Genomic DNA, 19048 nt, shown 5'->3' on the forward strand with positions numbered 1-19048 from the left:
CGGCCGCCGCCGGTACCGGCGCCACGTCGAGCAGCCGCAGGGTCCGGCCCGCGCGAGCCAGCCGGGGGCGGAGCAGGGTGCCGACCCCTCCCGCGGCTCCGGTGATCACGATGCGCTGACTCACTCGCCTCATCTCCTTCGTGGCGACTTCGGGCCGGCCCCGAGGCGGCCCGGCGTGTCCATGGGCGTCTTGACCGTACTCCGGGGCGAGTCTTACAGTTCAAAGGCAAGTTCGCAAATGTGGAGCCTGTCTGCATATGTAGACGACGAGGAGTGTCACGTGCCCATGTTCGACGGCGTGCTGTTCTTTCCGGTGACGCCCTTCGCGGCGTCCGGGCAGGTCGACCGGGAGGTGCTGGCCGAGCATCTGCGTCGCGGCCTGGCCGCAGGCCCCGGCGGGGTCTTCGTCGCCTGCGGTACGGGTGAGTTCCACGCGCTGAGCCCCGACGAGTACGGCGAGGCGGTGCGCACCGCGGTGGAGACCGTGGCCGGCCGCGTCCCGGTGTACGCCGGGACCGGCGGCCCGCTGCCGCTGGCCCGCCGGTACGCGCGCATCGCTCAGGACGCGGGCGCCGACGGCCTGCTCCTGCTGCCGCCCTACCTGGTCCAGGCCCCGGCGGCCGGACTCGCCGCCTACGCGCGCGAGGTCGCGGACGCCGGTGAACTGCCGCTCATCGTCTACAACCGCTCAAACGCCCGCTTCGACGCCGAGACCGCCGCCGAACTGGCCCGCCACGACAAGGTGGTCGGCTTCAAGGACGGCGTCGGCGACCTCGACCGGCTCTCCCGCATCGTGACCGCCGTACGCCATGAACTCGCGGGCAGCGGCAAGGAGTTCCAGTTCTTCAACGGCATGCCCACCGCCGAGGTGACCGTCCCGGCGTACCGCGGCATTGGCGTCACCCTGTACTCCTCCGCCGTCTTCTGCTTCGCCCCCGAGATCTCCAACGCCTTCTACCAGGCGGTCGAGAAGGGGGAGGCGGCCAAAGCGGAGCGGCTGCAAAGGGAGTTCTTCCACCCGCTCGTGGCCCTGCGCGACCTGGTCCCGGGCTACGCCGTCTCGCTGGTCAAGGCCGGCGTGCGCCAACAGGGCCTGGATGTCGGCGGGGTGCGGCCCCCGCTGGTCGACCCGGCCCCCGAACACCTCGACGCCCTGCGCCGGATCACCGACGCGGGCCTGGCCCTGGTGGAGGACTTCGCCCGATGAGCGACGCGATCCGCATCACCGACGTCACCCTCACTCCCGTCGCCTTCCGTGACCCGGCCCTGCTCAACGCGGTCGGCGTGCACGAGCCGTACGCGCTGCGCGCCGTGCTGGAGGTGCACACCGATCAGGGGATCACCGGCCTCGGTGAGACCTACGCCGACCAGGGCCATCTGCGCAGGCTGCGGCAGGCCGCCGACGCCCTGGTGGGCCTGGACGTCCACCGCCTGGGCCGGATGTACGCCGCGGTCGCGGCCGCGCTCGGCGGGGACACCGGCAGCGACGGCCACGGCCTCACCGGCATGATCACCAGCAGCAGCACGGTGGACCGGGTCTTCTCGCCGTTCGAGGTCGCCTGCCTGGACGTCCAGGGCAAGGCTGCCGGGCGCCCGGTCTCCGACCTGCTCGGCGGCGCCGTACGGGACCAAGTGCCGTTCAGCGCCTACCTGTTCTACAAATGGGACGCGCACCCCGGCGGCGAGCCCGATCCCTGGGGCGAGGCGCTCGACCCCGACGGCATCGTGGCGCAGGCGCGGCGCATGATCGACGACTACGGATTCACGGCCATCAAGCTCAAGGGCGGTGTGTTCCGGCCCGAGGAGGAGATCGAGGCGGTCCGCGCCCTGCGCGAGGCGTTCCCCGACCGGCCGCTGCGGCTCGACCCGAACGCCGCCTGGACGGTGGACACTTCGCTGATGGTCGCCCGCGAACTCGACGGCGTCCTCGAATACCTGGAGGACCCCACGCCGGGACAGGAAGGCATGGCCCGGGTCGCCCGCGAGGCGCCCATGCCGCTCGCCACGAACATGTGCGTGGTCGCCTTCGACGAACTCAAGCCCGCCGTGGCCCTGGACGCGGTCCAGGTCGTCCTCTCCGACCACCACTACTGGGGCGGCCTCCAGCGCTCGAAGGTGCTCGCCGGGATCTGCGACACCTTCGACCTGGGTCTGTCCATGCACTCCAACTCGCATCTCGGCATCAGCCTTGCCGCGATGACCCATCTGGCGGCGGCCACACCGAACCTGACGTACGCCTGCGACACCCACTGGCCGTGGAAGACCGAGGAGGTCGTCGCACCGGGCGCCCTGGAGTTCCGCGACGGCTCCGTCGCCGTACCCACCGCCCCGGGACTCGGCGTCGAACTCGACCGCGACGCGCTGGCCCGCCTGCACGAGCAGTACGTCTCCTGTGGCCTGCGCGACCGCGACGACACCGGATACATGCGGCGCATCGATCCGTCGTACGAGAAGAAGGTCCCCCGCTGGTGAGGTCCCCGGCCCGCGGGAGACTCACGTAGCGGGCATGGGAGTGCACGTAGCGGGCACGGGCGTGCGGAACGGATCTCAGCGGATGCCGTTCCGCCGCAGTGTCCCCGCCAGCTCCGTGGCATGCCGGGTGACCGCCTCGGCGACCCGTTCGACCTCCTGGTCCGTGGCGTGGTCCAGCGGGATCGAGCAGCTGATCGCGTCGGTCGCCGGGATGCGGTACGACACCGTCGCGGCGACGCAGCACAGCCCGGGCGTGTTCTGCTCGCTCTCCAGCGCCCAGCCGCGGGTCCGCGTCTGCTCCAGCTCCTCGCGCAGGGCCGGGCGGCGGGTGACCGTGTGCGGGGTGAGCGCCTCCAGGGGCTGCTCGGACAGCAGCGCGTCCACCTCCCGCGCGGTCAGCTCGGAGAGCAGGGCCTTGCCCAACGCCGTGGCGTGCGCCGGGAGTTGGCGGCCCACCCGGGAGGTCAGCCGACGGGAGTCCGTGGCCTCGCGGGTGGCGAGGTAGATGACGTTCGTGCCGTCGAGACGGGCGTAATGGGTGGTGTAGCCGACGTCCGCGCGCAACTGCTCGATCTGGCGCACCGCGTACGGCAGCGCCGGGTCCCGGTCCAGGTACGCCGTGCCGCACAGCAGGGCGCGCGGGCCGATGCCGAAGCCGGCCGCCTCGCCGCCCTCCTCGACCTCGATCCACTTCAGCGCCACCAGGGTGCGCAGCAGCGCGTACAGGCTGGAGCGCGGGTATCCGGTGAGCTCCTGGAGCCGGCCCAGGGTGAGCCGCTCCGGTGAGGCCGCGAGCACTTCCATGATCTGGACGGTGCGTTCCGCCGACTTCACCGGCCCGCGTCCGGCGTCACCTGTCCCGGTCATGCGCGCCACCCCGTTCCGGCCTCTCGGCCGTCAACTCGGGCTTCCCTGACCGCAGTCGGCGCCCCCGTCTCACCGAGCACGGCGCCTTCTCCCCGTCGCGTCAACGAAAACCTCCCGAAACATTGACCGCCCCTGTACGCCAGGCTAACGTGCGCGCTAAAAAGCATGGATGAGAACTGAGTCTACATATGTAGACGACTTGGTCAAGTCGAGCTTCCGTCCATGCCGATGGAGGTCGGGGCCGTCGGCGCTCATCCACGGCCTTTCACTCCTACCGCCCTACCGTTCGCTACCGCCGACGGCCGTCGGCATCGAGGAGTTCGCATGGCTTGGCCGGACTGGGTGGCCCTCGGTGGCTACTTCGTGGTGATGCTGTTCATAGGCCTGTGGTCGCACAAGCGCGTCAGCGATGTGAGCGACTACTTCACCGGCGGCGGCCGGATGCCCTGGTGGCTGTCCGGCATCTCCCACCACATGTCGGGCTACAGCGCCGCGGTGTTCGTCGCCTACGCGGCGGTCGCCTACAGCTACGGCATCACCATCTACGTCTGGGCGTTCCTGCCGCTCGCCCTCGCGACCGGTGCCGGCGCCTGGCTGTTCGCCCCGCGCTGGAACCGGCTGCGCCGCCGTTACGACGTCGCCTCACCGCTCGAATACCTGGCCCGCCGGTACAACATCGCCACCCAGCAGGCGCTGGCCTGGAGCGGTGCGCTGCTCAAGGTGTTCGACGTCGCCGCGAAGTGGGCCTCGGTCGCCATCCTGCTGAATGTGTTCACCGGGGTCTCGCTCGACATCGGCATCCTGATCACCGGCGTCGTCACCCTGGTCTACTGCACGGTCGGCGGCCTGTGGGCGGACGCCCTCACCGACTTCGGGCAGTTCATCATCCAGGGCGTCGCCGCGCTCTCCATGGTGATCATCACGCTGAACCATGTGGGCGGCTTCTCCGGCCTCGGCTCGATCTGGCACCGGCTGCCCGCCGACCACACCCACCCGCTGGTCGGCCCGTACACGGCCGGCTTCCTCACCGCGTACGTGGTCGTCAAACTCTTCGAGTACAACGGCGGCATGTGGAACCTGGCCCAGCGCTACATGGCCACGGACTCCGCCCCCGCCGCCAAGCGCTCGGCCCTCCTGTCCGCGGCCCTCTATCTGATCTGGCCCGCCGTGCTGCTGTTCCCGTCCGTCGTCGGCCCGGTACTGATGCCGCACATCGCGGACCCGCAGCAGGTGTACGCGCTGATGGCCGAGAACCTGCTCCCGGCCGGTCTGGTCGGACTGACCCTGGCCGGCATGTTCTCGCACACCATGGCCATGGCCTCCTCGGACGCCAATGCCATCGCCTCCGTGGTCGTCCGGGACATCATCCCGGCCGTCGCCCGCCGGGGCCGGGCGCTCAGCGCCAGGAGCGGGCTGCTCGCCGCGCGTATCTGCACGGTCGCGTTCATCGCGGTGAGCATGGTGGTCGCCATGGAGGCGAGCCACTTCGGCGGCCCGCTCGGCATCATCACCGCCCTGGTCGCCGCGGTGATGGGCCCGATCTCCATCCCGATGCTGCTCGGCCTGCTCCCGGCGTTCCGCCGCTGGGGCTCGCTGGCCGCGCTGATCTCCTGGGGCTGCGGCCTGGCGAGCTTCGTCCTGGTGAAGTACGTCCTCGACAGCACCGACCAGACCCTCACCATCGCCACCCCGCTGGCGACCTCCCTCGTCCTGTACCTGGTCATCGGCCTGCTCCTGCCCCAGCCGTCGCCGGCCGCGGACGAGATCACGGCGGCGGTGAGCGCGGCGGCGGACATCCCGGCCCCCGAGGGCCCCACACCTCCGCTGGTCCCCGCGACCGACTGACCTCGAATGGAAAGCCGTCGGCCCTGCCCGGTCCCGCCCAGGTCTCCTCCGCAGGGACTCGTCAGACAGCGGGGCCGGGCACGGAGTCCCGGAACCGCTGAAGCAACTCAAGGGCCGGAGGGCTGTCCGGGTCGAAGGTGTGAATGCCGGTCACCTCACCGGGCCCCCACAGCCGGACCGGCCAGGACCTCGGCGCCCCTGAGTTTCCATCTGCCGGTGGACGCCTTCCACGCGATGCGAACGCGCCGGGAGGTCGACCCGGAAGAGCTGCCCGCCATTCTGAGGCGCACCTGGATGGGCTTCCACCGCGCGGTCGCCGGCATGGCCGCGGCCGGCAACCACGTCGTGGTCGACCATGTGCTCAGCGAGGAATGGCGCCTGCTCGACTGCCTGGAGCTCTTCACCGCCGAGGATGTCGTCCTCGTCGGCGTGCACTGCTCGCTGGACGAACTCCACCGGCGTGAACGGGCACGCGGCGACCGCCCGGAGGGCCTGGCGGCGCGGCAGTTCGAACGCGTCCACGCACACGGCCTGTACGACATCGAATGCGACACCACCTCGACGAGCCCCCTGGACAGCGCCCGGCGGATCAGCGCGTTCCTGCCCCGACGCCCGACCCCGACGGCGTTCGAGCAGCTCCGCGCGAAACTGCGCCCCGACCTGACGGCCCCTGGTCCGGAGGCCGTCAGGCTGTACTGACCTTGCCCGCCGCTCACATGTTGCCGGGTCCGCTCGTGGGGATCTGCGGTCCGGTCGGGATGTAGTGCTGGGCCAGGTTGGCGTCACGGTTGTGCGCGCTGCGGTGTTCTGCCTCGCGGGCCTCCCGCCGTACGCGCATGTTCTGAGCTGAACTTGAGGGGGCAGGTCACTCGAGCCGTGCCGCGATGGCTCGGGCGCACTCCATCGCCTCCGTGTGCGTGGTGTCGACCTCCAGGTCGTACGTCACGCCGCGGTGGACCACCGCCGCCTGGGCGACCGCCATCCCCACCGCCCGGTCACCGCGCGCGAGTTCACGGTCCGCCGCCACCGCGGCATCGCACCGGACGCCGACCCACAGCACCCGCAGCCCGCCCAGGGCCTGCTGCCATCGCCGCTGCGAGGAGGGCCCGCCGAGGAAGACCTCATCGACGACAACCCGCGCGCCCGCACGGGCCATCGCGGCGATTCCCTCGATCCAGGCAGCCTCCAGCGCCCGGAACTCGGGCCCGACGCAGACCTGTCCGTCCGCGGCGAACTCGATCCCGCCGTCCGACCCCCGCAGGGGCGCGGGCAGCGCCTCCACCATGGTGTCCGTCCCGAGCGCCAGCCAAGGATCGGGCAGGATCGCCTGGAGGCACCGGATGATCCCGGACTTCCCCGCGCTGGAACCGCCGTTGATCACGATCACCTGAGTCGTCACCGCGCCACAGTAGAGGCGTCCGGGCGACACGGGAAACGTGTTTCCGCCCAGCTTCGGCGGGCTTCTGTCGGCTGACGACTCCGGCGGAGAGGGCAGGATTTGAACCTGCGTGGGCCCCGTAGGGCCCGACCATGAGGCGTGGCTCGGTGGTCCCCGATAAGCCGCTCCGGGCACCTCTCCCTGTTCCCGGTTCCGGGTGGCGCCCCGAACCGTTCACAGGAAAGAGAGTGGCACGGCCCGCTGACGGGCGGCTGACGCGGCGCTGATCCTGGCACCCCCGCTCCGGTCTACGATCGCTCGCGCACGCCGTCGAGGAGCCTCAGCTCCTCCGGTGTGAACTGCGGCCCCTCCAACTGCGGCCGAAGGGGTCCCACCAGGGCGGAGAGCAGCACGCCGGGCCGGACCAGGGACGTGGGAGGAGCGTGCAGGGCCAGTACGTCGGTCAGGGCCGTGGCCGTGCGGAAGGAGCCGGTCGCGGTGAGGGAGAGACGGTTGACGTAGCGTTGCAGCAGCCGGTCGGTGAAGCGCGGGTTCTTGCCGGTGGTCGTGGCGAAGTGGATGTCCTGTCCGACGGTCAGCGCCCACGCCGCCTCGACCGGCCGCGCGATCGCCCGCTGGGCGCGCCGCGACAACCCCGGGACCAGCCCGCCCCTGGCCAGTTCGCGCAGCGCCAGCGCGCCCTGCGCGATCACCGAAAGTCCTTGGCCGTACATGGGGTTGAACGCCGCGACGGAGTCGCCCAGCGCCACCAGCCCCTCGGGCCAGGTCCTGAGCCGCTCGTAGTAGTGGCGCCGGTTGGCCGTGCTGTGCGTGACGCTGACGTCGGTGAGCGGCTCGGCGCGTGCGAGGAGGTCGGCGATGATCGGATGCCGCAGGGTACGCGCGAAGGCCTCGAAGGCGTCCGCGTCCCGGGTGGGCTGCCCACCGGGGGCCCCCATCAGGCCGACGTGCCAGCGGTCGCCCTCGATCGGCAGGATGCCGCCGGCACTGGCCGGCTCGGGCAGCCGCGGATCGGCGTACACACTGACCACCGGCCAGCCGTGGGTGGAGACGGGAGCGCGGTACATACGGCTGGCGTAGACGAGACCGGAGTCGACGCGGTCCTCGGCAAGTCCGCCGATCCCCAGCTCGGCGAGCCACTGGGGCATCCGGGAGGCCCGGCCGGACGCGTCGATCACCAGATCGGCACGCAGCTCGGTCTCGCGTTCGCCCTCGCCCTCGCCCGAGGTCCGAATGCGCACTCCGGTGACCCGGCGCCCGTCGCCGAGCAGCCCGATCGCCCGGGACCGCGTACGGACATTGACATGAGGTTCTTTGAGCACCTGCTCCCTGACGACATGGTCCGTCAGGTCCCTGCTCGCGGTCATCAGCCGATGCGTGGCGCGCCGCCAGCGCCGATACCAGCCCTCGGGTGAGTAGATGATCATATTGGTGGTCACCGGAATGCGATGCGCCCCCGAGGCCGCCAACTGGTCGATCACGCCGGGTAGCAGCTCCTCCAGCGCGTCCACGCCCCCGGACTGGAGGAGATGGATATGGACGGCCTGGGGGACACCGACGCGCGGCCCGGGCCCCTCGGGAAGATCGTGGCACTCGATGATCTCCACCGATCCGACCTGGTCCTTGACGGCGGCCGCGGCCAGCATCCCGGCCATACTGCCGCCGATGACGACGGCGCGGGCGTGGCTGTGCCGGACGGTTTCACTCATGATCGGCTGCTTTCTGCGAGGAAACGGTGGTGTGCGCGGAAGTCCTGGACGACGGGCGAGCCGAGCGCGACGGACAGCGGGACCAGGTCCTTGGAACGCCAGGCCGCCGAGCCGGGCGCGTCCGGCGTCCGGTCGGGGGAGTGCACCACCAGGGCAGTGCGGAACGGATCGCGCCGGGGGTGGGTACGTCACGCAACAGCCGCCACATGGGAGCGAGTTGGCGCCGCATCCGTACGGCCTGGGCGTTCCGTGGTGCTCGGGGCCCGACCGGCGGCAGTGCGCATGTTCTCCTCGTAGACGATCAGATCATGGCTCGACCGGTCCGCCCACAACCCGCTGGCGGTCAGCTGGGCGCTGAGCCGCCGCATCGCCTTCGCGGACGCGCTCACCGGTCGCCCTCTTGATCGTCGAGTTCCAGCAGGGCCTTCAGCGTCGCGTTGAGCACGTTCCAGCGCTGCTCCGGCAGGTCCCGTGCCTGCCGAAGGGCGAGGCCGCGTACGTCGTCGCGGCCCGGCGAGGCCGACGGTACGACCGCCCGGCCCTCGGGCGTGGACCGCGCGGCGAGCAGAGATCGCAGCTCTCGGTCGAGGGCCTCGTCGGCCGACGCGGTGAAGAACGCCTCGCCCCCCTCGACGCCGAAGAAGTCGACCAGGCCGTGCAGCAGTTCCACGCTGGGCACCTTGTCGCCCGCGCAGACCTGCCGGGCCCAGAACGCGGAGACCCCCAACTGCCGGGAAATGGCGCCCGCGAGGTCCGACATCCGCTGACCCGTGCGGGCCAGCCGGTCGTCCGCGAGCGCCTTGATCCGTGACCGGACCCGCTCGTTGACGGTCTCGGCGGGCGGCTGTCCACCGCGCAGCAGTGTGTCTACGACGTCCTCGGGCAACGCGGTCCTGACCGCCAGCCGTCTGGCGTCGAGGAACTCCGACCGTGCGAGGCCCCCCTGCTGGATCAGGGCGTCAAGATGCCGAAGGGTCTCGGGCAGCGGCGTCGACTCCACCGATGTGCTCCCAGAGCTCGCGGGACTGCTGCAATGCTCATGGCACCCTATGCGCAACCGACGTGAGTTCAATGATCGTTTATTGGCCAAAGAACGATCGCTGACGAAGGGCGCGCGGGCTCGACGCTCCACGCCGGACCGCACCGAGGCGGTCGCCGCAGGAGAGCTACAGGAACGTTCACCGTCAAAGCGTTCGCCCCGACCGAGCTGTGGCCGGGCGGGCCCGGGGGTGGTGACGGCGAGGTCGTCGGGCGCTCGGCGACCCTGTTCACCGCCGCGTTCGACCAGACGACCGGCGTCGGCACGTACGTGGCCATGGAGTCGTTCGAAGGCTTCCTGTGCGGCCGGTCCGGTTCCTTCAGCTTCGCGCACTCGGCGACGACTTCGGGCAGCGACCGTACGGCGGAGTTCTTCACCGTCGTGCCCACCAGTGGCACGGGGGAACTGGCCGGAATCCACGGCGCCGGAGGCATCACCGTGGACGGCGAGGGGACGCATCACATCTGGTTCGACTATGAGTTGCCGACGGCAGGCTGACCGAGCCCTTCGCAAGCGAGAGTCTCCTCAGCCCGTGGTGCCGTGAAGGAGATTGCCGACTGATGAGGGAGGGCCCCGGGGTGGGTTATGAAGTGCAGGCGGTGATCGCGAGGGACGAATTGCTCCGTGCCGTGTCGCGGGACGTTCCCGGCGCCAGGGTGGCCCCCCTTCGCCAGGGCCTGTCGCTGATGCCGATGACGGACGAGGTGTTCGACGCGGCCACGGACGGCGGAACCGAGGGGCCCTGGGCTTCTGGCGGTTGCCGGGAGGCTTCGAGAAGCTGCTCGCCCGGTGGTCCGCCGCGGGCCCGGTGGCCTATGTGGAGGCCGAGTACTTCGGCGGCACGGGTGAGCAACGCGCCGCGGTCTGGGCCGACGGGGAATTGGTTCTGGGACCGCTGGACGCGCCGACGAAGAAGTGGTTCTCCCGGTCGGTCAGTCCGATCTCGGGGGCGCTACGGCGACTCGGCGCGAGAAGGAGCCCGGGCGAGGACGAATTCGGCGCCGTGGGACTGGACCGCCATCGGAGCAACGACGGCTGGATCGGTGGAGCTGAGGGCGAGGGGTGACGGCGAACTCCCGTGCGTGCTGGTGACCTTCAGCGGGCGCGGGTCCGGCGGGATCGGTCCCGGGCAGCCTGCTGGAGGTGCGCGGGCGCGCCCTGACCGACTTCGAGGCCACGCTCTGGCGCAGGGAGGCGGAGCCCCGGCTGCGGTCACCCACGGTGGCGATGGAAGTCGTCGATCGTTCCCCCGGCCGGGACCGTCTACCGCCCGCACACCACCCATCGGCGGTCGCGATTTCATCGCCGTGTCGTACTGGTCCGCCGTGACGATCAGGGATTCCGGAGGATCCGCATACGTAGGGATCCGCCCCCGAGGACGTAACCTGCCGATAACTCCCCTGGTGTGCTGCCGACTTGATAGATCGGCGACATCCCGAGCGGTCGCACCAGGTGTCGAATTCCGTGATGTCGGGCCCGGTTGGACAGGGGCGCGTCCGATGTTCATCGCTTGGATATTCTTTGGGCTGCCATATGCCCTTCTTCATGGCCTGTTGCAGGTCATTCCGGCATGTCATTACCTGTGAGGTAATCGCGCGGCTCGGCCGGGCGCGGCACAGTGGAGTCATCGGGTTCCGGGCCGGCGCACTCCGGCCCGGAACCCGATCCATGGAGTTCGTGTCCGCGAAGAGCGGGGAGGGTGCGGGTCCTCAGCGTCGTTCCGCCATCAGCGCCCGCGCCTCCTCCGACAGGCGTGGTGGGTCGAGCCTGCCCGCGCCGGCCCCCGGGACCAGCGCCTCGGCCACGGCGGCTGCGCTCGGTCGGCGGCCCGGATCGGGATGGAAGCAGGACCGGACCACCGCCGCGAGGTCACTGGGCAGTCCGGCGAGTTCAGGGGTGCCGGCCCGGATGGCGGCGACCACGGCCGGGGTGCCCCACCCCCAGGGGCTGTGGCCCAGCGCGAGGCGGGCGAGGACGGTACCGAGGGAGAACACATCGCTTGCGGATGTGAACGTCCGCTGCTCGCGCAACTGCTCCGGGGAGGCGTACGCATAGGTGCCGGCGAAGCCGCGCCGTGGCTCGGTGAGCCGCTCGATCTGGGCGATGCCGAAGTCGATGACCCGTGGGCCGTCCTCGGTCAGCAGTACGTTGGCCGGCTTGAGATCGAGATGCACGATGCCCTCGGCGTGGATGGCACTGAGCGCGAGGGCGATGCCCGCACCCAGCGTGCGCACCAGCTCCGGCTCCAACGGCCCGCAGCGGTCGGCGAGTTCCTGCAACGAGGGCGCGGACACGTACGGCACCGCCATCCACGGCACCGGCCCCTCGGTGTCCGCGGCGATCACCGGCACGGTGAACCGTCCTCCGACCCGCAGCGCCGCCCGCACCTCGTGGGCGAAGCCCTGCTTGATCGGGGGCGCCGCCGCGAGATGGGCGTGCAGCGTCTTGACCGCGACCATCAGCCCATCGGGGTCCTGGCACAGATAGACCCGCCCGAAGCCGCCCTCGCCGACGCACTCCAGCACCTCGTACGCGCCGAGGACCGGCGTTTCGTCCGCACCGGCGGCCCGTCGCGCCCGTTCGATCTCCCGCCAGGTCCCGATCGCCGCGGCCCCCGGATGCAAGGCGATCCTGTCGTCCGCGGCCTCGGCGGACAACCGCTTCCGCAGCTCCCGTTCGGCCGACTCGGGCCGCTCGTCCGCCACCAGGACGACATGCGCCGCCGTCGGCTCGCCGTCCGCGAAGACGTACGCGTCGATCCGTACGTTCTCCTCGCCCAGACGGGACACATAGACGCCCGGCAGCCTCAACCGCTCGCACACAAGGGCCTCTTCGGGCGTCGGGCGCAGATCGTCGCGGGCGAAGCAGAGGGCCGTCGCGTCGTACCCCCGCCGGGACAGGTTCCGCAGCAGGGCCGTCCACTGCTCGACGGTCCAGCGGCGCCAACCCACGTCGTCCGCACCGTCGTTCACCACCGAGAGCCGGGTCGAGTGAGCCGCGCCGGGCTCGCGCGCCAGCACCGCGCAGAGCGTCTCCGGTGCGCCCTGCACGCTCTCGCCGAGCAGCGTCGCGGTGGGCTGTGCGATACGGAGCACCGCGTGCCGGGCCATCCGGGCCAGCTCGTCGCGCTGACCGCGGAGGATGCCGTACTCCGGTGATCCCGGTCCCTGGCCCTGGAGTTCCATGCAGGCGAGGACCTTGCCGAAGGAGTCGACGGCCGTCGCGTAGTCCCGCGCCGTCACCGCGGCCTGCGCCTGGACGACGAGCGCGGAGAGCGTGTCGGGGCTGCCCGGCCCGTAGAGCTGTTCGCAGCGCGCGGCGATCTGTTCGTACATCCGGGCCGCGCGTTGGAGGTCTCCCGCGGCCTCGACGGCGGCGGCCGTCGCACGGAGGTCCTGGAGTCCGTCCTGGCCGCCCTCGTTGCCGAACGGCAGGCTGCCGGCGACCTCGGCATAGCGCTGGCGTGCGATGTTGACGAGCTGGTGGTCGGGTCCGAACTCCTCCTGGGCGGTCTTCAGCATGTGGGAGAACGCGCGCAGCGCGGCCGCGTTGTCGCCCGACTTCTGCTGCCAGTAGCCCACGTCGCACAGCAGGGTGAGCGCCGCCTCGGTGCGGTTCTCCCGCTCGGCCGTCTTGCGCATGGCCTCGTACCGTCGTACGGCCTCCTCCGGCCGCCCCGACCGGCCGTGCCAGTGGGCCAGTTGATGCCGGGCCAGCTCGGTGTCCCGATGGCGCGGTCCCTGGTTCCGCTCCCGATCGGCCAGTAACTGGGTGAACTGCCGTACGGCGGCCTCCGGTAGCCCCGACTCACCGATCCAGTGGGCCAGTTGATGCCGTAACGCCCAGGTGTCGGTGTCCCGCGGCCCCAGATCGCGTTCCGCCCGCGCGACCAGTGCCGTGTACCGCGCGGCGGCCTCTGCCGCATCGCCCTGCCGGCCGATCAGCTCGGCCGCCTTGCTGCCCTCCCGCAGGGCCCCGACCGACTTCTCGCGGGGACCGGCGCCGGGATCACCCGTCCCCTCGCGCCGTCTGCCGAACCATCTCATCGGGCCACCCCCAAGGCCGTGCCGGACGCCTGTCGAGGGGTCAGTATGCTCCGCCCAATCGTTTGCGCCAATCGTTTGGGCAAGGGGGCCCGCGGGGTTCTGGCACATCGATTCGGGGGCGTCAGCGGGGCGGGTCCACGGCGCCGTGCTCACCGTAGGTCAGGACCGACCGGCGTGCCCGTGGAGGCCCGCGCCATGAGCTGCGGCGTGAGCGTCTGCGAGGCGACGGGCTCGCCCGCGATGCGGCGGAGCAGCAGCCGTACGGCCCGTCTGCCCTGTTCCGCCATGGGGGAGCGGACGCTGGTGAGCGGCACGGGGAGTTCGGCGGCGAGAGGGGTGTCGTTGAACCCGGCCAGCGCGAGGTGCTCGCCCAGCCGCAGGCCCAGGTCGCGGGCGGCACCCATGGCGCCGATCGCCGCGAGGTCGTTGACGGCGAAGACGGCGGTCGGCCGGTCGGCGTCCGTCAGCAGTTCGAGGGCGGCCCGGCGGCCGCCCGCCGTGTCGAAGGAGCAGTGCCGTACCCGGTGGGCGGGCACGGGCAGACCGGCCTCGCGGTAGCGGTCGGTGAAGCCGCTGGTGCGGTCGGTGCCGGTGCTGGCGAAGGGCTCACCGGCGACGACGGCCACCCGGCGGTGCCCCAGGGACAGGAAGTGCTCGGCCAGGAGCCGACCGCCCTGGTGGTCGTCGCATGTGACCGCCGGATGGCTGGAGTCGGCGCGGCGGTTGACGAGCACGAAGGGTGTCGAGTCAAGGGCGGGGTCGGCCAGTGCGGCCCCGTCCAGGTGCGCGTCGCCGATGATGAGGCCGTCGACCCGGCGGCCCAGGACCATGGCGATGCGTTCGCGCTGGATCGCGGGGTCGTCGTGGGTGTTGGTGACGAACGTGGACAGCCCTTGCGTGGTCGCCTCCTCCTCCACGCCCTCGTAGATGGTGGCCACCACGATCTCCGACAGCCGGGGGAAGAGCACCCCGACGAGGTTGCTGCGCCGAGTGCGCAGGCTGGTGGCGTGCGGGTTGGGGCGGTAGCCGAGTTCGTCGGCCAGATCGCGGATCCGCCGTACCGTCTCGGTCGACGCGGCGCGGCCCTGTTCCCCGGTGGGGCCGTTGAGGACGCGGGAGACCGTCGAGACGTGCAGCCCGAGCCGTTCCGCGATGCCGCGCAGTGTCACCGGACCGCCGTCGCGTGCCATACCCGACTCCCACCTCGTCGTTCCCGAAACCGGACCCATTCTCTCCAACGGTGGGGGTCGGGGAGCGGGGCGGTAGGGACGCACTGGTGAGCGGCGAGCGGTGAAGAGCAGCGTGCCCCGGGCGGTGGGGCACGTGGCGGAGAGGGCAGGATTTGAACCTGCGTGGGCCCCGGGAGGCCCGACCTCGAGACATGCTCGCTGGTCCCCGATAAACCACTCCGGGCACCTCTCCTCGTTCCCGGCGGCAGGTGTTCCTCCCGTCCGCCGTTCACAGGGAAGAGAGTGGCAGAGGGCACTGACGCGGTGCTGACACCCGCTGCCGGGACGGGAGTTCAGGCCTCGGCGAGGAGGGGGTCGTAAGGGGTGGAGAGTCGGCGGCCGGACATGAAGGACAGGAAGTCCCGGACGAAGGCACCGCGGGTGTAGACGGTGGTGCCGTCGGTGGCTTCGCCGGTGGTGTCGCGGTGGAACGCGGTGCGGAACAGGGCGCGGTACTCGGCCTCGTCGATGCGCTCGTTACCGTCCTTGTCGGCGGCGTCGAAGAGGACCTCGGCGGTCCTGATCAGCGCGGGTCCGGCCAGGGAGGGCGCGGCGGCGGCGTACTCCTCGGCGCTGACACGGCCGTCGCCGTCGGTGTCGAGGGCGGTCTGGAGCTCACGCCACCAGTCGGCGAAGGCGTCGTACAGCCGGGTCTCCGCGGGTTCGTCCAGTTCGAGGCGTCCGCACAACTCCCGTGCCATGGCGGCGAGATCGGGCCAGGTGAGGTATCCGTCGCCGGTCTGGTCGAGTACGTCGCGGAAGAACTCCTCCGCGCTGCGCTGCCCCGACGACGGCGTCTCGGGGGCGGGGCGGAAGGACGTGGGGGTGATGAGGCGGAGCAGGGCGCCCGCCCGCCGCATCCGCTCGTGCAGGGCCGTGACGGTCCTGGCCCGGGGGTCGTCGCTGGTGGGGGAGAGGGCCAGCAGGTCGGCGATGTTCTGGGCCCGCAGCCAGCCCTCGGGCAGGAAGCGGGCCAGGTCGACGGTCAGGTAGGCGCCCTGCATCAGGGCTCCCGCGCCGAGCAGTTCCGGCAGGCCGGCCCGGCGCCGGAAGGATTCGGGGAGAGAGGCCACCGTGATCGCTCCGAGGGCGGGGCCGACGACGGCCCGGCCGAGCGCCCACAGGGTGGGAAGTCCGTTGAGCAGCGGGGGAGCGGGGAGGTGGTCGAAGAGCTTGTAGAGGATGATGCGCATCGCCTCGGTGTTCTCCAGCTCCTCCTCCACCATCTGGTCGTAGTAGGCCCAGAACTCAGTGAGAGCGAGCGGTAGTTGACCGGTCTCGTCGCCGAAGGCCGCGTGATACGCCCGGAATTCGCCGTACAGCCGTTCCACGGCGCTCGGCGACAGCGGACGGCCGCTCAACCTGCACATGGTGACGGCACTTTCGAACAGCGTCGCGACCACCCAGGCCCGTACGCCGGGGTCCATCGCGTCGTACGGCCGGTCGTTCGCGTCCTTTCCCTTCAGCCGGGTGTGCAGACGATTGAGGCGCGCGGCCTCCTTGGCGCGCACCTGGTCGTCGGCGCCGAACATGCGCTGGAGACTCAGGAAGGTGTTGCGCAACCGGCGCCAAGGGTGGGTGACGAAGGTCGAGTTGTCGATGAGCGCGGCGCCGATCTGCGGGTGCGCGGCCTCCAGCACGGTGGCCCGGACCATGGCGAAGGCCCAGCGCGGGTCGTCGAAGAGCTCGTGGAACTGAGATCCCGGCCCGAACAAGGGTGGCTGAGTGCCGTCGTCGGCTGTGTGGCTCACGGTCACGGTGCTCCGTTCTGCTCCGGTGGCAGGCCGCCGAAACGGCGCCGGCGCTGCTGGTAGGCGTGCAGGCAGTCAAGGAAGTGCGAGGCGCGGAAGTCGGGCCACAGGACCGACGGGAAGACCCATTCGGCGTAGGCGACCTGCCAGAGCATGAAGTTGGAGATCCGCTGCTCCCCCGAGGTACGGATGACCAGGTCGACGTCCGGTGTGTCGGGGAAGGGCAGGTGCGCGGCGAAAAGCTCCTCGGTCACGGCCTCGGCAGGCACCCCGTCGCGGATCAGCGACTGTGCCGCCGCGACGATGTCCCGGCGCCCGCCGTGGTCGAAGGCGATGGTCAGGGTCATGCCCCGGTTCCTGCCGGTCAGGGTCGTCAGGTCGGCGAAGTCCTGGGCCAGCGCCGAGGGAATCCGCGGATGCGTGACGCCGAGGAAGCGGCAGCGGATCCCCCGCGCTTGCAGCAGCGGGGCGTGCTTGCGCACCGCGCGCCGTATCAACTGCATGAGGAAGGCGACTTCGTCATCGGGCCGACGCCAGTTCTCCGTCGAGAACGCGTACAGGCTCAGCCACTCCACCCCGGCCGACCGCGCCGTCTCGATGACGTCGATCACCGTACTCTCCGCGGCCAGGTGGCCTGCCGTACGCGGCAGCGAACGCCGCGCCGCCCACCGGCCGTTCCCGTCCATCACACACGCGACATGCCGAGGTACCGGGCCCTTGCCGAAACCCTCGGGTAAGGAGCCCGAGCCCTCATCGGCCGACCGAGACGCCATGCCTACCCCCCACCACACGCGACGACGACCGCCCACCATCCGGGGTCAGCTTTCACCCGCCCCGACGTGCGTGTATGAGCTGATCACCACATGGCAGACTGCCATCCCGCGGCCGGGTGCGGTGGGTCAGCAGGGGGTTATTCACCCTTGGCGCAGACGTTCGAACCTGGCGCAGGCCGGCGCGCGACCGGCCATGCCTGGAATCCCGCGCACGGGTTGCGGGGATGCCGGTACGGCCCCTGCGGGGGTCGTACCGGCATCCCCGTCGTTGCGGTCGTCCGCACCGCCTCGCCGCCGGGCCGGCGCCGCTTCAGGAGGTCGGGTGGACCACCATCGCCGACCCGCCGTCGCGCCGCTTCGGCTCGGCGACCGCCGTGACCCTGCCGTGGGAGCCGAACTCCAGCGCGGCGACGGCGCCGATCTCCGGGGACGGGGTGAAGGCCGGGGGAGCGAGGACGAAGCGCTGGCCGAGCGCTTCGAGCGCGGGGCGGTCCGGTGAGTCGAGGAAGGCGGGCTCGGCCTCCGTGGCGGCGCCGTTGCGCTGCGAGATACGCGGCGCGGCGACCGCCTCCGGCAGCGTCATGCCGAGGTCGAGACGGTTGACGAGGGTCTGGAGCACGGTGGTGATGATGGTCGCGCCGCCCGGTGAGCCCACGGCGATCACCGGCCTGCCGTCGCGCAGCACGATCGTCGGCGCCATGCTGCTGCGCGGCCGCTTGCCCGCGCCCGGCAGGTTCGGGTCGGGCACCCCCGCCTGCAAGGGCGTGAAGTCGAAGTCCGTGAGCTCGTTGTTGAGCAGGAACCCGCGACCGGGAACGGTGATCGCCGAGCCGCCGGTCTGCTCGATCGTCAGCGTGTACGACACGACGTTGCCCCAGCGGTCGGATACCACCAGATGGGTGGTCGACCGCCCCTCGTACGGTTCGGGGACGCCGGTGCCCGGATCGGCGCAGCCTGCCGGGTGGCGCGGGTCGCCCGGGGCGACGGGGCTGGTCAGCGCGGTGGTGGGCCGGATCAGACAGGCGCGGTCCTTGGCGTACTCCTTCGCCAGCAGTTCCCGCGTGGGCACGTCGGAGAACGCCGGGTCGCCCACCCAGCGGTTGCGGTCCGCGAACGCGATCCGGCTGGCCTCCAGATAGTCGTGCAGCGCCCGCACCTTGTCGGCCGGCGACAGACGCAGGTTCTCCAGGATGTTCAGCGCCTCCCCGACCGTGGTGCCGCCGGAGGAGGACGGCGCCATGGAGTAGACGTCCAGCCCGTGGTACGTCGTACGGGTCGGAGCGCGCAGGATCGCCCGGTAGGCGGCGAGGTCCGAGCGCTCCATGAGGCCGCGGCGCACCGTGCGCGTGGAACCGGGGGCCACCGGCGGGTTCCGCACGGTGCGCACCACGTCCCGCCCGATGTCCCCGAGATACATGGCGTCCATGCCCGTCCGCGCCAATTCCCGGTAGGTCCGGGCGAGTTCAGGATTGCGGAACAGGGTGCCGACGACCGGCAGCCGGCCGTTCGGCAGGAACAGCCGGGCGGTCGGGGTGAAGTCGCGGAAGCGGGCCTCGTTCATCTCGGTCTGGGCGCGGAACTGCTCGCTGACGATGAACCCGTCGTCCGCTATCCGGATCGCCGGCCGCAACGCCTCGGCCAGCGAGACGGTGCCCCAGGTGTCCAGCGCCTTCCGCCAGGTCGCCGGGGTACCCGGAACACCCACGGACAGACCGGAGTTGACCGCGTCGTCGAAGGGGATCGCCTTGCCGGTGGCCGGGTCGGTGAAGGAGTCGGACCGCATACGCGCCGGCCCGGTCTCCCGGCCGTCGATGGTGTGGACGGTGCGGGTGCGGGCGTCGTAGTGGACGAAGTAGCCGCCGCCTCCGACACCGCACGAGTAGGGCTCGACGACACCGAGCGCGGCGGCGGTGGCGAC

General features: G+C 71.3%; 16 protein-coding genes and 4 pseudogenes. 6 read left to right on the forward strand and 14 right to left on the reverse strand.

Annotation, left to right across the window (positions count from 1 at the left end; translation table 11 throughout):
• A pseudogene (locus CCN72_RS41530) lies at positions 1 to 133 on the reverse strand (NAD-dependent epimerase/dehydratase family protein); the annotation flags it as partial.
• A 153-nt stretch (positions 134 to 286) separates the two neighbouring features.
• On the opposite strand from CCN72_RS41530, the gene CCN72_RS14475 reads away from it, so the two are divergent.
• Together CCN72_RS14475 and CCN72_RS14480 are read left to right on the forward strand one after the other, a co-directional pair.
• The gene (locus CCN72_RS14475; RefSeq protein WP_086807879.1) at positions 287 to 1207 is read left to right on the forward strand and encodes a 5-dehydro-4-deoxyglucarate dehydratase; all 921 of its coding nucleotides are present in this window, start codon (positions 287 to 289) and stop codon (positions 1205 to 1207) included.
• On the forward strand, positions 1204 to 2472 hold the full coding sequence (locus CCN72_RS14480; RefSeq protein WP_086807880.1) for a glucarate dehydratase family protein: 1269 nt from the start codon (positions 1204 to 1206) through the stop codon (positions 2470 to 2472). Before CCN72_RS14475 ends, CCN72_RS14480 begins: the two co-directional genes overlap by 4 nt.
• A gap of 75 nt (positions 2473 to 2547) precedes the next feature.
• On the opposite strand, the gene CCN72_RS14485 is transcribed toward CCN72_RS14480, so the two are convergent.
• The gene (locus tag CCN72_RS14485; RefSeq protein WP_086807881.1) at positions 2548 to 3339 is read right to left on the reverse strand and encodes an IclR family transcriptional regulator; all 792 of its coding nucleotides are present in this window, start codon (positions 3337 to 3339) and stop codon (positions 2548 to 2550) included.
• A 324-nt stretch (positions 3340 to 3663) separates the two neighbouring features.
• Here CCN72_RS14485 and CCN72_RS14490 point away from each other — a divergent pair, with 324 nt between their 5' ends.
• Positions 3664 to 5184 (forward strand): sodium:solute symporter family protein, encoded by a 1521-nt coding sequence (locus CCN72_RS14490; protein WP_086807882.1) that lies wholly within the window; start codon positions 3664 to 3666, stop codon positions 5182 to 5184.
• Between the two features lie 204 nt (positions 5185 to 5388).
• Positions 5389 to 5883: pseudogene (locus CCN72_RS14495) on the forward strand (chloramphenicol phosphotransferase CPT family protein); the annotation flags it as partial.
• Between the two features lie 13 nt (positions 5884 to 5896).
• Here CCN72_RS14495 and CCN72_RS41390 read toward each other — a convergent pair.
• The 6 genes and pseudogenes from CCN72_RS41390 to CCN72_RS14510 form a co-directional block, all read right to left on the reverse strand.
• A complete protein-coding gene (locus CCN72_RS41390) occupies positions 5897 to 6022 on the reverse strand; it encodes a hypothetical protein (RefSeq protein ID WP_272923099.1) in 126 nt (41 codons plus the stop codon).
• A 27-nt stretch (positions 6023 to 6049) separates the two neighbouring features.
• Positions 6050 to 6583, reverse strand: a complete 534-nt coding sequence (cpt, locus tag CCN72_RS14500; protein ID WP_086807890.1) for a chloramphenicol phosphotransferase CPT — start codon at positions 6581 to 6583, stop codon at positions 6050 to 6052.
• 84 nt (positions 6584 to 6667) lie between these two features.
• Positions 6668 to 6763, reverse strand: a pseudogene (locus CCN72_RS39000).
• 107 nt (positions 6764 to 6870) lie between these two features.
• A complete protein-coding gene (locus CCN72_RS14505) occupies positions 6871 to 8292 on the reverse strand; it encodes an NAD(P)/FAD-dependent oxidoreductase (RefSeq protein WP_107430102.1) in 1422 nt (473 codons plus the stop codon).
• Entirely contained in the window at positions 8289 to 8441 is a 153-nt protein-coding gene (locus tag CCN72_RS39005; RefSeq protein WP_158101354.1) for a hypothetical protein, read from the reverse strand. Before CCN72_RS39005 ends, CCN72_RS14505 begins: the two co-directional genes overlap by 4 nt.
• A gap of 236 nt (positions 8442 to 8677) precedes the next feature.
• On the reverse strand, positions 8678 to 9292 hold the full coding sequence (locus tag CCN72_RS14510; protein WP_244174224.1) for a hypothetical protein: 615 nt from the start codon (positions 9290 to 9292) through the stop codon (positions 8678 to 8680).
• Between the two features lie 207 nt (positions 9293 to 9499).
• Between CCN72_RS14510 and CCN72_RS14515 the strand changes: the two genes are divergently transcribed.
• Positions 9500 to 9829, forward strand: a complete 330-nt coding sequence (locus CCN72_RS14515) for a DUF3224 domain-containing protein (protein WP_208638005.1) — start codon at positions 9500 to 9502, stop codon at positions 9827 to 9829.
• A gap of 259 nt (positions 9830 to 10088) precedes the next feature.
• The gene (locus CCN72_RS39965; RefSeq protein ID WP_202441946.1) at positions 10089 to 10397 is read left to right on the forward strand and encodes a hypothetical protein; all 309 of its coding nucleotides are present in this window, start codon (positions 10089 to 10091) and stop codon (positions 10395 to 10397) included.
• 643 nt (positions 10398 to 11040) lie between these two features.
• Here the strand turns inward: CCN72_RS39965 and CCN72_RS14525 are convergent.
• From CCN72_RS14525 to ggt, 6 genes and pseudogenes are all read right to left on the reverse strand, one after another.
• Positions 11041 to 13377 (reverse strand): protein kinase domain-containing protein, encoded by a 2337-nt coding sequence (locus CCN72_RS14525; protein WP_107430103.1) that lies wholly within the window; start codon positions 13375 to 13377, stop codon positions 11041 to 11043.
• 149 nt (positions 13378 to 13526) lie between these two features.
• Positions 13527 to 14567, reverse strand: coding sequence for a LacI family DNA-binding transcriptional regulator (locus tag CCN72_RS14530; RefSeq protein WP_086807886.1), 1041 nt, complete (start codon positions 14565 to 14567; stop codon positions 13527 to 13529).
• Between the two features lie 134 nt (positions 14568 to 14701).
• Positions 14702 to 14799, reverse strand: a pseudogene (locus CCN72_RS39010).
• Positions 14800 to 14899: 100 nt separating this feature from the next.
• On the reverse strand, positions 14900 to 16363 hold the full coding sequence (locus CCN72_RS14535; protein ID WP_086807887.1) for an oxygenase MpaB family protein: 1464 nt from the start codon (positions 16361 to 16363) through the stop codon (positions 14900 to 14902).
• Positions 16360 to 17130: a polyprenyl diphosphate synthase gene (gene uppS, locus CCN72_RS14540; RefSeq protein WP_086807888.1), complete on the reverse strand. Its 771-nt coding sequence runs from the start codon at positions 17128 to 17130 to the stop codon at positions 16360 to 16362. Before uppS ends, CCN72_RS14535 begins: the two co-directional genes overlap by 4 nt.
• Positions 17131 to 17440: 310 nt before the next feature.
• The coding region (gene ggt, locus CCN72_RS14545; RefSeq protein ID WP_086807889.1) for a gamma-glutamyltransferase at positions 17441 to 19048 on the reverse strand (1608 nt) is incomplete at its 5' end.

The sequence above is a fragment of the Streptomyces murinus genome (assembly GCF_002154555.1).
Taxonomy (GTDB): Bacteria; Actinomycetota; Actinomycetes; order Streptomycetales; family Streptomycetaceae; genus Streptomyces; species Streptomyces murinus.